Genomic DNA, 13,567 nt, shown 5'->3' with positions numbered 1-13,567 from the left:
GACCCACCCACCTCGGCGGTACACCGCGGGGAACCCCCCAACCCCCCGAGGGTCGCGTAGCCCTTCGTGGACGTACGACCGGCTACGCGGCCGGCAGCTTCTCCAACTGCCCCTGGATACGGGTGATATCGGCCTCGGCCTTGGCGAGCCGGCCACGGATCTTGTCGACCACCTGGTCGGGGGCCTTGGCCAGGAACGCCTCGTTGCCGAGCTTGCCGTTCGCCGCCGCGACCTCCTTCTCGGCCGCCGCGAGGTCCTTGGTCAGACGCTTGCGCTCGGCCTCCACGTCGATCGTGCCCGAGAGATCCAGCGCGACCGTGGCGCCCGCGACCGGCAGCGTGGCGGTGGCGGAGAAGCCCTCGCCCTCCGGCTGCAGGCGCAGGAGCTGACGGATGGCCGGCTCGTGGGCGTCGAGACCCGTGCCGGTCAGGTCCACGCGGGCGGGGACCTTCTGGCCGGGCTGCAGACCCTGGTCCGTACGGAAGCGGCGGACCTCGGTGATCAGGGACTGGACGGTCTCGATCTCCTTCTCGGCCGTGGCGTCCCGGAAGCCCGAGTCCTTCGGCCAGTCGGCGATCACGAGCGACTCGCCACCGGTCAGGGTGGTCCAGAGCGTCTCCGTCACGAACGGGACGACCGGGTGCAGCAGCTTCAGCGTGACGTCCAGGACCTCACCGAGGACGCGCTTGGTGTCCTCGGCCTCCTGGCCGCCCGCCATGAACGTGGTCTTGGTGAGCTCGACGTACCAGTCGAAGACCTCGTCCCACGCGAAGTGGTAGAGCGCCTCGCTGAGCTTGGAGAACTGGTAGTCCTCGTAGAGCGCGTCGGTCTTGGCGACGACCTCGTTGAGACGCGACAGGATCCAGCGGTTGGTCGCCGACAGACGCTCGGCGGGCGGGAGTTCGCCCTCGATCGTCGCGCCGTTCATGAGCGCGAAGCGGGTCGCGTTCCAGATCTTGTTGGTGAACTTGCCCGACGCCTGGACCCAGTCCTCGCCGATCGGCACGTCGATGCCCGGGTTGGCGCCGCGCGCGAGCGTGAAGCGCAGGGCGTCGGAGCCGTACTTGTCCATCCAGTCCAGCGGATTGACGACGTTGCCGAACGACTTCGACATCTTCTTGCCGTTCTCGTCACGGACCATGCCGTGGAACGCGATGGTGCGGAAGGGGACCTCACCGTCCATCGCGTACAGACCGAACATCATCATCCGGGCGACCCAGAAGAACATCAGGTCGTAGCCGGTGACCAGGACCGAGTTCGGATAGAACTTCGCCAGGTCCTCGGTCCGCTCGGGCCAGCCCATCGTCGAGAACGGCCACAGGCCGGACGAGAACCAGGTGTCCAGGACATCGGTGTCCTGCGACCAGCCCTCACCGCTCGGCGGCTGCTCGTCCGGGCCGACGCAGACGGTCTCGCCGTTCGGGCCGTGCCAGACCGGGATGCGGTGACCCCACCACAACTGCCGTGAAATACACCAGTCGTTGAGGTTGTCGACCCAGTCGAAGTAGCGCTGCGTCAGGTCGGCCGGGTGGATGTTGACCCGTCCGTCGCGGACCGCGTCACCGGCGGCCTTGGCGAGCGGCTCGACCTTGACCCACCACTGCAGCGAAAGCCGCGGCTCCAGGGTCGTCTTGCAGCGCGAGCAGTGCCCGACCGAGTGGACGTACGGCCGCTTCTCGGCGACGATCCGGCCGTCGGCCCGCAGCGCGGCGACGATCGCGGAACGCGCCTCGAAGCGGTCGAGGCCCTCGAAGGGGCCGTGCGCGGTGATGATGCCGCGCTCGTCCAGGACCTCGATCGACTCGAGGTCGTGACGCTGGCCGATCGCGAAGTCGTTCGGGTCGTGCGCGGGCGTCACCTTGACCGCGCCGGTGCCGAACTCCGGGTCGACATGCGTGTCCGCGACGACCGGGATGGAGCGGCCGGTCAGCGGGAGCTTGATCTGCTTGCCGACGAGGTGCCGGTAGCGCTCGTCGTCCGGGTGGACGGCGACCGCGGTGTCACCGAGCATCGTCTCGGCGCGCGTGGTCGCGACGACGATGGTCTCGTCGCCCTCGCCGTACTTCATGGAGACGAGCTCGCCGTCGTCGTCCTGGTAGTCGACCTCGATGTCCGAGATGGCCGTCAGACAGCGCGGGCACCAGTTGATGATGCGCTCGGCGCGGTAGATCAGGCCGTCGTCGTACATCTTCTTGAAGACGGTCTGGACGGCGCGGGAGAGCCCCTCGTCCATGGTGAAGCGGTCGCGGTCCCAGGCGACACCGTTGCCGAGGCGTCGCATCTGGCCGGCGATCTGGCCGCCGGACTCGTCCTTCCACTGCCAGACCCGCTCGACGAAGGCCTCACGGCCCAGGTCGTGGCGGGACTTGCCTTCCTTGGCCAGCTCGCGCTCGACGACGTTCTGCGTCGCGATGCCCGCGTGGTCCATGCCGGGCTGCCACAGTGTCTCGTAGCCCTGCATGCGCTTGCGGCGGGTGAGGGCGTCGATCAGCGTGTGCTCGAAGGCATGCCCCAGGTGCAGCGAGCCCGTGACGTTCGGCGGCGGGATGACGATCGTGTACGGGGGCTTCTCGCTCTTGGCGTCGGCAGTGAAGTAACCGCGCTCTACCCAGCGCTCGTACAGCTCCCCCTCTACCTCGGCCGGCGCGTACGTCTTCGGCAGTTCGGGCTCGGGGATGCTGGCGTGCTGCTGCTGAGTGTTCTCGGTCACGCCCCACAGTTTAGGGGTGTCACAAGGGTGTCCCGAAACCGGAATTCTCGGTAACGGTGTGACCCCCGCCGCCCCGCTCGGCGACCGCTTCCGCCAGGATGTTCGGAACGCATAAGCATCTGGAGGGGGAACCCACCGCATGAGTCACCAGCAGCCGGGTCCGTACGGCGGCCAGCCGCAGCAGCCCGGCCCGTACGGGCAGCAGGGCGGCTACCCGCAGCAGCCGCCACAGCAGCCGGGCTACGGGTATCCGCAGCAGCCGCAGCAGCCCGGGTACGGCGTTCCCGCGCAGAACGGTGGCTACGGCCAGCCGCAGCAGCCCGGGCCCTACGGGCAGCAGCCGTACGGGCAGGCGCCCTACGGGCAGGTCCCGCCGCCTCCGCCGGTGGGCGGGAACGGCAAGAAGATCGGGATCATCGTCGGCGCGGTGGTCGCGCTCGCGGCGATAGCCGGCGGTGTCTGGTGGTTCATGGGGGGTTCCGGCGCGGATGTCGCCGATGACGGACCGCACAAGCTGACGACGCCGGAGTCGGTGCTCGACGGCAAGTACGCGAAGTCGGACTCGGGCAGCGGCACCTTCAGCGGCGATGACATGAAGGACGCGGAGGAGTGGGGGGTCAAGAACCCCCAGGACGTCGACGCCGAGTACCAGGCCGGCAAGGACCTCACGCAGGAGAACCTCGCCTTCGCCGGTGTCTACGGCGAGATCGAGGACCCGGAGTCGGTCGTCGACAAGGCCTTCGCGCAGATGAAGGCCGAGGCCGCGAAGGAGCCCGAGAAGGGCGAGCTGGTCGGCAGTCCCGAGTCGTTCAACCGGGACGGCGCCGCGATGAAGTGCCAGGAAGCCAAGTTCAAGAACCCCGACGGCGACGGCACCGCGAAGGGCGGCCCCAAGGAGTTCTCGCTCCCGATCTGCATCTGGGCCGACTACAGCACGGTCGCGATGGTGACGCACATCAATGTCGCCGGTGCGCTGGTCGGCAAGGGCACGACGCCCGAGGAAGCCGCCGATTTCACGGCGAAACTGCGCAAGGAGGTACGCGTCAAGCTCTGACGCGTAGCTCGTCACGCACCACCAACGGGGCCTCCGTCAGCACGGTTTGCCAAGACCCCGCTTCGGTCAGGGTGCTGGAATACCAAGCCGTCTTCAGCATGGAGGAATACAGATCATGAGTTACAACCAGCCCGGTCCGTACGGCGGTCAGGAACCGCAGGGTCCCTATGGCCAGCAGCCCGGTCAGCCTCAGCAGCCGGGCCCGTACGGCCAGCAGCCGCAGCAGCCTTACGGCCAGCCGCAGCAGCAGCCCGGTTACGGCTATCCGCAGACGCCGCCGGGCCAGCCCGCGTACGGCCAGCAGCCGGGCCAGCCCGGCCAGCCCGGTTACGGCCAGCAGCCTTACGGCCAGGACCAGTACGGCCAGCAGCCCTACGGCGCTCCGCAGCCCCCGCAGGGCGGCGGTGGCGGCAAGAAGACGGCCATCATCATCGGCTCCGCGGTGCTCGTGGTGGCGCTCGGTGTCGGCGGTTACTTCGCGTTCAAGGGTGACGACAGCAACGGCGGCTCGGGCGGTTCGGGCGGCGGCGGGAGCGTCGCGGGCGAGGGCACGCTGAAGGACGACGGCCCGCACATGATCGACGCGAAGGACCAGGTGCTGGGCGACTACCAGCAGATGGAGCTCATCCCCGGCGCGCCCAAGGCGAAGCCGGCAGCGCCGACGGTCGGTATGCCGAAGCTGGTAGCCGAGAGCTCCAAGATGGAGAACCCGATGTCCGTCACGGTCATCTACTCCAACCGCTCGGCGGAGGAGCTGCAGGACAAGTCCAAGGTGGTCGGCTCGAAGGCGATCACCTTCGTGGGCCTGTACGGCAAGGTGGCCGACCCCAAGACGGCGCTCGACGATGTCTTCACGGACCTGAAGAACGACAAGTCGCAGGGTCTGACGATGCTCGGCTCGCCGGAGTCGGTCTCGCCCAAGGGCGCCGACGGCGCGCTGATGAAGTGCCAGCAGGCCGAGGCGAAGAACCCGGCGACGAACCAGGTGGACCGCCAGTACATCTGCATCTGGGCCGACCACAGCACGATCGGTGTGGGCATCCCGGCCAAGGACGGCAAGGGCACCCCGCTGGACTACTCGGCGAACCTGACGGGCGACCTGCGCAAGGAAGTACGCGTCGCGGGATGATCCGCTGACACGGCACACAGAAGGGCGCCCGGCCAACTCACTGGCCGGGCGCCCTTCTTCACGTACGTAGGAGAGCTACGCGCTCTTCTCGTGCCGCCCGTCCGGCTTGCCCACGATGCGCGGGACCAGCGTCGGGTTGACGTTGGAGCGGACGACGTCCGGGGTGATGACGACGCGGGCGACGTCCTTGCGGGACGGCACCTCGTACATCACCGACTGCAGGACCTCTTCCATGATGGCGCGCAGTCCGCGGGCGCCGGTCTGGCGCAGGATGGCCTGGTCGGCGATGGCCTCGAGCGCCTCGCGCTCGAAGTCCAGCTCCACACCGTCGAGTTCGAAGAGCCGCTGGTACTGCTTGACCAGCGCATTGCGCGGCTCGACGAGGATCTGCAGGAGCGCCTCGCGGTCGAGGTTGTGCACCGACGTGATCACGGGAAGGCGGCCGATGAACTCGGGGATCATGCCGAACTTCACCAGGTCCTCGGGCATGACGTCCTCGAACTGGTCCATCTCCTCCAGCTCGCGCTTGGAGCGGATGGTGGCGCCGAAGCCGATGCCCTTGGCGCCCGCACGGCCCTCGATGATCTTCTCCAGACCGGCGAACGCGCCACCCACGATGAACAGCACATTCGTGGTGTCGATCTGGATGAACTCCTGGTGGGGGTGCTTGCGTCCGCCCTGCGGCGGCACGCTCGCGGTGGTCCCCTCGAGGATCTTCAACAGGGCCTGCTGTACGCCTTCTCCGGAGACATCGCGTGTGATCGACGGGTTCTCGCTCTTACGAGCCACCTTGTCGATCTCGTCGATGTAGATGATCCCGGTCTCGGCCTTCTTGACGTCGTAGTCGGCGGCCTGGATCAGCTTCAGGAGGATGTTCTCGACGTCCTCGCCGACATAGCCGGCCTCGGTCAGCGCCGTGGCGTCCGCGATCGCGAACGGTACGTTCAGCATCCGGGCGAGCGTCTGCGCGAGCAGGGTCTTGCCGGAGCCGGTCGGGCCGAGCAGCAGGATGTTGGACTTCGCCAACTCGATGGCGTCGTCGCGCCCTTGGGCGCTGGACTCACCGGCCTGGACGCGCTTGTAGTGGTTGTATACCGCCACGGAGAGGGCCTTCTTCGCCGACTCCTGGCCGACGACGTAACCCTCGAGGAACTCGTAGATCTCGCGGGGCTTGGGAAGTTCTTCCCAGCGCACCTCGCTCGTCTCGGCGAGCTCCTCCTCGATGATCTCATTGCAGAGGTCGATGCACTCGTCGCAGATGTACACACCGGGCCCTGCGATGAGCTTCTTGACCTGCTTCTGACTCTTTCCGCAGAAAGAACACTTGAGCAGATCGCCGCCGTCACCGATGCGTGCCACGAGGTGCTTCCCCTTCGCCTGGGAGTCGCTCCTGCGAGCGACTCCTGGTGCCTCATATCCGACGGTACCTTGCCGGGCCCCCCGTTCGGGCCCCCCTTGGCGCGGTTCGCTCTGAGCGTGCACGCCGCACGTCGCGGCGGATCAGCCGCGACGTGCGGCGTGCACGGGCGCCAAGGGGGCGCAAGTAACGCTGCCGTGTGGTCGGACGACCTCAGGCGATCGCCGCGTTGTTCAGCTTGCGGGTCGAGACGATCTGGTCGACGAGACCGTACGCGAGCGCGTCCTCGGCCGTGAGGATCTTGTCGCGCTCGATGTCGTCACGGATCTTCTCGATCGGCGTCGAGGAGTGCTTGGCCAGCATCTCCTCGAGCTGCGCACGCATCCGCAGGATCTCGTTGGCGGCGATCTCCAGGTCGGAGACCTGGCCACGGCCCGTCTCCGAGTACGGCTGGTGGATCAGCACACGGGCGTTCGGCAGCGCCATGCGCTTGCCCGGCGTACCGGCGGCGAGCAGCACCGCGGCGGCCGAGGCGGCCTGGCCCATGCAGACCGTCTGGATGTCCGGCTTCACGAACTGCATCGTGTCGTAGATGGCCGTGAGCGCCGTGAAGGAGCCGCCGGGGCTGTTGATGTAGATCGAGATGTCGCGGTCCGGGTCCATCGACTCCAGGCACAGGAGCTGCGCCATGACGTCGTTGGCGGAGGCGTCGTCGATCTGCACGCCGAGGAAGATCACGCGCTCCTCGAAGAGCTTCGCGTACGGGTCGTACTCGCGCACGCCCTGCGAGGTGCGCTCGACGAAGCGCGGGATCACATAGCGCGACTCGGCGCGCGGGCCCTGGAATTCGGCCTGCGCACTCTGGTAGAGGCCGCTGCCGGGGAAGTCGTTCACTGGGTTCTCCTGAAGTGAGCTGAGGGTCGGCTGCGCGGGGCTGAGGACTGGAGCCAGGTGGCCCGCAGGCTCATCAGGCCCCGGTGCCGCCGCCGCCCGGCATGTTGGCGGCCGTGGGCATGATGTCGTCGATGAGGCCGTACTCCTTGGCCTCCTGCGGGTCGAACCAGCGGTCGCGGTCCGAGTCGCGGGTGACCTGCTCCACGGTCTGACCGGTGTGGAAGGCCGTCAGCTCGGCCATCTTCTTCTTGGTGAGCAGCAGCCGCTCGGCGTGGATCTTGATGTCCGACGCGGAACCCGCGAGGCCCGCGGAGGGCTGGTGGATCAGGATCTCGGCGTTCGGCAGCGCGAAGCGCTTGCCGGGGGTGCCCGCGCTCAGCAGGAACTGGCCCATCGAGGCGGCCATGCCCATGGCGATCGTCACCACGTCGTTCTTGATGTACTGCATGGTGTCGTAGATCGCCATGCCCGCGGTGATCGAGCCACCGGGGCTGTTGATGTACAGGTAGATGTCCTTGTCCGGGTCGGAGGCAAGGAGCAGCAGCTGTGCGGTGATCTTGTTGGCGATGTCGTCGTCGACCGCCTGGCCGAGGAAGATGATCCGCTCGCCGAGCAGTCGGTTGTAGACCTGGTCGCCGAGGCCACCACCGATGGAAGGGTCGCCGGCGGCTGAAGGCATCAGATTCGTCACGTATCCACCTGCTCGTCTTACGACGGCACCGGGCCGTCTCACGTCTTCTGCTCGGGCCTGGGGCCCCGCGTCGCGCCGCCGATCTTGGCGGCTTCGGGGACTCCCCTGCCCTCGTATTCATGGACCCTAACGCGCGGGCCGTCGACCGTCTCGCCGGCCTCGGCGGCCTCGTCCTCGTCGTCGCTCAGGTCGACGACCTCACCGTTGGTGTCCTTGACCGTGGCGGCCTCGACGACGACCGCGAGGGCCTTGCCGCGGGCGACCTCGCCGACCAGCATCGGGACCTGGCCGCCCTCGACGACGGCCTGGGCGAACTGGTCGGGGGACATGCCGGAGGAAGCGGCGCGGCGCATGAGGTGCTCGGTGAGCTCCTCCTGGCTGACGTTCAGCTTCTCCTTGTTGACGAGCTCGTCCAGGACGAACTGCGTCTTGATGCCCTTGACCGCCTGCTCGCTGGTCTCGGCGTCGAACTCCTCGACCGTCTTGCCCTGGATCTGGAGGTACTGCTCCAGGTTCAGGCCCATCTGGCCGAGCTGGTGGTGCTCGAGGTTGTGCTTACGGGTGTTGACCTCGTCCTCGAGCAGCTTCTCGGGAACGGGGACCTCGACCAGCTCGAGCAGCTTCTCCAGGACGCGCTCCTGGGCCTGCGTGGCCTGGTCGTACTCCTTCATGTTCGCGAGGCGCTTGCGGCTGTCCGCCTTCAGCTCCTCCAGGGTGTCGAACTCGGAGGCGAGCTGCGCGAAGTCGTCGTCGAGCTCCGGCAGTTCGCGCGCGGCGACCTGCGAGACCTTGACGGTGACCTCGGCGTCCTTGCCCTCGGCCGAGCCACCCTTGAGCTGCGAGGTGAAGGTGGCCTCGCCGCCGGCCTCGAGACCGGTGACGGCCTCGTCGATGCCCTCGAGGAGCTCGCCGGAGCCGATGGTGTACGAGACGTCGCTGGCGACGCCGTCTTCGAGGATCTCGCCGTCGACCTTGGCCTCGAGGTCGATCGTCACGACGTCGCCCTCGGCGGCGGCACGCTCGACCGGGGAGGTCGAGGCGAAGCGCTCACGGAGCTGCTCGACGGACTTGTCGATGTCCTCGTCGGTGACCTCGATGGCGTCGACCTCGACCTCGATACCGGAGTAGTCCGGGATCTCGATCTCGGGGCGGACGTCCACCTCGGCGGTGAAGTTGAGGGTCTCGTTGTCCTTCAGCTCGGTGATGTCCACCTCGGGCTGGCCCAGGACGTTGAGCTCGGCCTCGTTGACGGCCTGCGTGTAGAACTTCGGAAGCGCGTCGTTGACGGCCTCCTCCAGCACAGCACCACGACCGAAGCGCTGGTCGATCACGCGGGCAGGGATCTTGCCCTTACGGAAGCCCTTCACCGTGACCTGCTGGTTGATCTTCTTGTACGCCGCGTCGAGGCTGTCCTTGAGCTCCTCGAAGGGCACCTCGATGCTGAGCCGAACCCGGGTGGGGTTCAGGGTCTCCACGGCGCTCTTCACGGTTCGGTCTCCTTGTGGCTGACTGCTTTAGGTTTCTGCTGAGCCAGACAGCTGCAGCGGATGCGCGTTAGCCGGGACCGCTTCGTGGTGGGTTTCACGGGATGGCACACGGGCGCGCAGCTTGCATAGTAACCGCAGCGGGTACGCGCCCCAAAAGGCGATCTTGACCCTGGCTTGACTCTGGTCGGTGTGCCAGTCCCTGCTGGTCGTCCCAGATGGTCGGGGTGGCGGGATTTGAACCCACGGCCTTCCGCTCCCAAAGCGGACGCGCTACCAAGCTGCGCCACACCCCGTCGGTGCGACACGTAGGGTACATGCCCGCCGCTGCCCGGGCCGCCGCATTTACGGGGCCGGACCCGCCGCAGGTCGCCGCGTGCGCGTGGGGCGCGCATATGGGGTGTGCGCCGCGCCGCACCGACCCGCTACGATGCATGTGCGCCGCGGCCGCCACCAGCTGGTGGTTCCTGCGGTGCGCACGTTGCGGGCGTAGCTCAATGGTAGAGCCCTAGTCTTCCAAACTAGCTACGCGGGTTCGATTCCCGTCGCCCGCTCCATACCGACGAAGGCCCAGGTCAGAGGATGAATTCCTCTCCCTGGGCCTTCGTCGTTCATGGGGCCGGATCAGCCGTCCGTGCCCACTGCGTGCCCGTTCCGGCGAGAACCGCGCGTCCGCATTCGCTCCCTTGTGGGACGCCAGGGTGTTGCCCGTTGCCCGTTGCTCAATGCGGTGTGGAGCGGGGCCGCCAGTGCACACGGAGCAGAGTTGAACATGTTCAACTTTCGTGGCAGCGTGAGCGCCAGGCGATCTGGTGTGCGAAGCAACCAGGGTTTGACGTGCGCAAGGGGGAGTCATGCGTGATGAACGAGGGCGAGTCGCTGCGGGGTTGCGTGGAGTGGTCCTGGCGGTCGCGGTGTTGACGCTGGCCACGGGGTGCATATGGCAGCAGCAGACACTGTCTCGGGCCGACATCGTAGGCACCTGGACCGAGGGCGATACCGGGACCGGGACCCTGCTCTTCGAGGACGACGGCACCGTCGTCGTAACCAACCTTGCCGTGTTCAGTAACGAAGTCGACGACGTCGTCAAGGTGTCGGAGTGCAGCGGCACCGGCAAGTGGTGGGTGACCGACGACAAGGAAGCGAAGACGTTGGGGATCAACGTCTGCGAGGGCAACCCGTGGGAATTCGGCGGCTCGAAGACGCATCCGAAAATGCGGCACATCGTGGGAGATCCTTCGTACGGGAAATACCAAACCCTCAGCCGCAAGTAGCGCAAGCCGCCGGCGCAGCCAGCCCGTCATCCACCCGACTCAGCTGTACTGCACCAGGAGGCGACAGCATGAGGGTGCCCGATCGGGCACCGATCCACGGGCGCCGCCCAGGCCCGCGTACCCGATCTTCCAGCCTGGCTACGCAGGTTCGATTCCTGTCGCCCGCTCCATATAACGAAGGCCCAGGTCAAAGGATGTTTCCTCTGCCTGGGCCTTTGTCATTCGCAGGGTGGAATCAGCCGTCCGTGCGCGTGGTCACCCGTGCCCCTCGCAAGAGCACCGGGAGCCACAGGAGACATGCCAGCAGGGGGACCGCGGCATAAGCGGCCATGCCCGTGCTGGAGCCCAGTCCGTCCATGAGGGCGCCGAGGACGAGGTAGCCGATGCCGATGAGGGCCGACTCCACGAACGCGATCATCGAAAGCAGGCTCGCCCGGTGGCGCGACGGCACGGCCTCGTTGAACAGGTTGTCGACGATCACGGCGGTGATCTCGGGAATCCCGACCAGAGCCAGGAACGCGGCCACCGTCACCCAGACCAGGCCGAGGCCGCTCAGGCCTAGGGCGGCGGCGAGCGTCAGGAGGGACACGGGGACGATGACCCGGTAGCCGATGCGCCGGTCCGCGCGGTCCGACAGCAGCGGGGTGAGCCCGCCGGCGAAGAATCCCGCCGCTATGACCACGCTCACCCATGCGGTGCTCGCCCCCTGATCGGAGAGGGTCTTCTGCGCGAAGATGATGTACGGCGTCAACGTCGCGTGCATCAAACCGGACACCACGACCAGCGTCACGAGAGCGGGCGTGGCCACCCGAAGCATCGCCCGCCACGCTGTGGTGTCGCCGTGCTCCTCGGCTCCGTCCTGCTCGTCCACCGCGTCCGCGCCGCGGATCTCGGGCACGCGTGACCTCAGCACCACCGCGGCCGAAACGAGGCAGGCCGCCGATCCGGCGTAGACGACTCCCCAGGAAATCTGCTGCAGTTGGCCGCCGACGACGATGGCCGCTCCCGAGGTGACCGTGCCGAGCATGGCGAAACGGGACTTGATCTTGACGTAGTCGGCCGTCGCCCCACGGCGTACGAGCAGGTCGTACAGCAGGGCGGTGTCCGAGCCGGACACACATGCCATGCCCACGCCCTGCCCGATGAACAGCGCGAGGAACACCCAGTAGGGGGAGAACATGCCCTGGCCGAGCAGACATCCGGCGATCAGCAGCTGGCCGATCACGATGCCGGCACGCCTGCCGATCCGGTCGGCGATGACTCCCGTCGGAATCTCCGCAAGGCCGCTGACCAGGAAGAGCAGTGTCTGCAGCAGGGCCACCTGCCCGGCGGAAAAGCCTCGCTGGTAGAGGAAGAGGACGAATACGCCTCGCTGGAACAGCGCGTTGGCGAGCACGGCGTACACGTAGAACGGGCGCGTGACACTTCGCGCCCGGCCGTCGACCGCGGCCGGCCCGCCGAGGGCCTCCGTGGTGCCGGTCACGCCGCGGGCTCCCCGACGGCCGTCGCGGGGGCCACGAGGCCCGTACGCCTCTGCTCGAGGCCGTCCGCGGCGCATCCCACGACCCCGAGTACCCCGCGGTGCTCCACCGGTCCACTCCCCCGCTCATCCATCACGAACTCAACTGCCCGTCAGCGTACGGGCGCTGAACGGGGCTCCCGCGCCGCGCCCTCGTCAGCCGGGGAGCTTGGCGAGCTGCGCCGCCAGCAGGGGCCTGCCGCGCTCAAGCCGGTGCGGCGCAGCGATCGAGGGTTGCCAGGATCCGGTCCCACGGGACGTCACGGCCGGCAGGCTCCTGGCGCGGCTCGTGCAGCGGCCAGACCTGCGGGCCGTGGACGAGTTCCACCTGGCCCTTGCGGAGGGTCTCGATGTGGCCGTCCCAGGCCGGGTGCCGCGCGTGGGCGGCGTTGATGCGCGGGAAGACGATCACCGGCACGTCCAGGGTGCCGATCGCCTCGCTCACCTGGGTCAGCGCCTGGTTGTCCGCGATGCCGGCCGCGAGCTTCGCCACATAGTTCGCGCTTGCCGGGGCGACGATCCAGCAGTCGGCCACCGGGTGCGGGCGAGGCTCCGAGGGCAGGCGTGGGGTGTCGCGTACCGGCAGGCCGGTCAGGCTCTCCAGGCGCTCGATCTCGTCCCCCTCGCGCAGCCAGCGAGCGGCCGTGGGCGTCAGTGTCACGGCCACCTGCCACCCGCGAGCCATCGCGGGCCGTACGAGGCCCGCACGCAGCTGCTCCACACCGTCCGTGGCACACCCGACGACCCCGAGTACCCCTCGGTGCTCCACCGGCCCACTCCCCCGCTCGCCACGACACCTGCCCAACTGCCCGTCAGCGTACGGGCGCCGCACGGTGCAGAGGGGGAGAACGGGAGGCTGGACCGCTTCCGGCGAGCGCTCGCCGGCGTTCCCGGCCGGTGGTGATCAACCAGGAGTCTTCGGGGGTGACGACTTCGCGGGTGTCGTCCGCCGGGGCGGCGGGGTCCGGAGTCCGGACTGGGGATCGTTGACGTCGATGCTGAAGACCGCGCGGGTGCCGTAAGGGATGTAGAGCGCGTCACCGAGGAGTACGGGGCGGGGGCCTGTGGCCGCGGTGGGCGCACCCGCGTCGGCGGGGGCGCTGCGGGACCAGGTGAAGCTGCCGTCGGCGAGGTTCAGTGCCGAGACACGGCCGCCCGGCGAGGCGGCGTAGACGTGCGTGGCGGAGGTTTCCACGGGGCCGGGCAGGTCGAGGCGGGTGTCGCCCTGCCAGAGGCGCCGGCCGGTGTCCGGAGCGAAGGCGTTGATCGTGCCGTTGGGGAGGGAGAAGTAGAGGCCCTGGCCGGTCAGTTGGGGCAGGGCATCGGCGGGCTGGGGCGGATCGAGCGGCACGGTGCGGACGGCCGGCTCGGCGGCGGGCGGGCCCTGCGGCTCGGCAGCGGCGGGCAGGCCCTGCGGCTCGGCGGCGGGCGCCGACCGCGCGGCAGCCGCGGGCT

The 13,567-nt window shown here is 68.3% G+C and carries 11 protein-coding genes and 2 tRNA genes; 4 read left to right on the top strand and 9 right to left on the bottom strand.

From position 1 onward, the window contains the following. Nucleotides 1–82: 82 nt before the first annotated feature. The gene (locus JAO81_RS34515) at nt 83–2,710 is read right to left on the bottom strand and encodes a valine--tRNA ligase (RefSeq protein WP_199551931.1); all 2,628 of its coding nucleotides are present in this window, start codon (nt 2,708–2,710) and stop codon (nt 83–85) included. Between the two features lie 139 nt (nt 2,711–2,849). Here JAO81_RS34515 and JAO81_RS34510 point away from each other — a divergent pair, with 139 nt between their 5' ends. Both JAO81_RS34510 and JAO81_RS34505 read left to right on the top strand, forming a co-directional pair. Beyond that, complete coding sequence (locus JAO81_RS34510) at nt 2,850–3,764, top strand: hypothetical protein (protein ID WP_199551930.1); 915 nt, start codon at nt 2,850–2,852, stop codon at nt 3,762–3,764. 115 nt (nt 3,765–3,879) lie between these two features. Continuing rightward, nucleotides 3,880–4,893 (top strand): hypothetical protein, encoded by a 1,014-nt coding sequence (locus JAO81_RS34505; RefSeq protein ID WP_199551929.1) that lies wholly within the window; start codon nt 3,880–3,882, stop codon nt 4,891–4,893. A 75-nt stretch (nt 4,894–4,968) separates the two neighbouring features. Here JAO81_RS34505 and clpX read toward each other — a convergent pair whose 3' ends face one another. From clpX to JAO81_RS34480, 5 genes are all read right to left on the bottom strand, one after another. Further along, nucleotides 4,969–6,252: an ATP-dependent Clp protease ATP-binding subunit ClpX gene (gene clpX, locus JAO81_RS34500; RefSeq protein WP_199551928.1), complete on the bottom strand. Its 1,284-nt coding sequence runs from the start codon at nt 6,250–6,252 to the stop codon at nt 4,969–4,971. A gap of 211 nt (nt 6,253–6,463) precedes the next feature. Beyond that, nucleotides 6,464–7,144 (bottom strand): ATP-dependent Clp protease proteolytic subunit, encoded by a 681-nt coding sequence (locus JAO81_RS34495; protein ID WP_199551927.1) that lies wholly within the window; start codon nt 7,142–7,144, stop codon nt 6,464–6,466. A gap of 73 nt (nt 7,145–7,217) precedes the next feature. Beyond that, nucleotides 7,218–7,823, bottom strand: coding sequence for an ATP-dependent Clp protease proteolytic subunit (locus tag JAO81_RS34490; RefSeq protein WP_199551953.1), 606 nt, complete (start codon nt 7,821–7,823; stop codon nt 7,218–7,220). A 50-nt stretch (nt 7,824–7,873) separates the two neighbouring features. Further along, nucleotides 7,874–9,322: a trigger factor gene (gene tig / locus JAO81_RS34485; RefSeq protein WP_307814040.1), complete on the bottom strand. Its 1,449-nt coding sequence runs from the start codon at nt 9,320–9,322 to the stop codon at nt 7,874–7,876. Nucleotides 9,323–9,538: 216 nt separating this feature from the next. After that, nucleotides 9,539–9,615, bottom strand: a tRNA-Pro gene (locus tag JAO81_RS34480). Between the two features lie 187 nt (nt 9,616–9,802). On the opposite strand from JAO81_RS34480, the gene JAO81_RS34475 reads away from it, so the two are divergent. Next, a tRNA-Gly gene (locus JAO81_RS34475) sits at nt 9,803–9,876 on the top strand. Nucleotides 9,877–10,173: 297 nt separating this feature from the next. Next, on the top strand, nt 10,174–10,593 hold the full coding sequence (locus JAO81_RS34470) for a hypothetical protein (RefSeq protein ID WP_199551926.1): 420 nt from the start codon (nt 10,174–10,176) through the stop codon (nt 10,591–10,593). A gap of 235 nt (nt 10,594–10,828) precedes the next feature. Here the strand turns inward: JAO81_RS34470 and JAO81_RS34465 are convergent, their stop codons facing one another. From JAO81_RS34465 to JAO81_RS34455, 3 genes are all read right to left on the bottom strand, one after another. Further along, on the bottom strand, nt 10,829–12,076 hold the full coding sequence (locus tag JAO81_RS34465; protein WP_199551925.1) for an MFS transporter: 1,248 nt from the start codon (nt 12,074–12,076) through the stop codon (nt 10,829–10,831). 241 nt (nt 12,077–12,317) lie between these two features. Then, a complete protein-coding gene (locus JAO81_RS34460; RefSeq protein WP_199551924.1) occupies nt 12,318–12,881 on the bottom strand; it encodes a flavoprotein in 564 nt (187 codons plus the stop codon). A gap of 135 nt (nt 12,882–13,016) precedes the next feature. Then, a partial coding sequence (locus JAO81_RS34455; protein ID WP_199551923.1) for a PQQ-binding-like beta-propeller repeat protein occupies nt 13,017–13,567 on the bottom strand: 551 nt, incomplete at its 5' end.

Origin of the sequence: Streptomyces sp. N35, assembly GCF_016464295.1 — a bacterium.
In the GTDB taxonomy this organism is placed as follows: domain Bacteria; phylum Actinomycetota; class Actinomycetes; order Streptomycetales; family Streptomycetaceae; genus Streptomyces.
The sequence above is the reverse complement of the archived record's forward strand: the minus strand, read 5'-3'. Positions and strand labels throughout refer to the sequence as shown.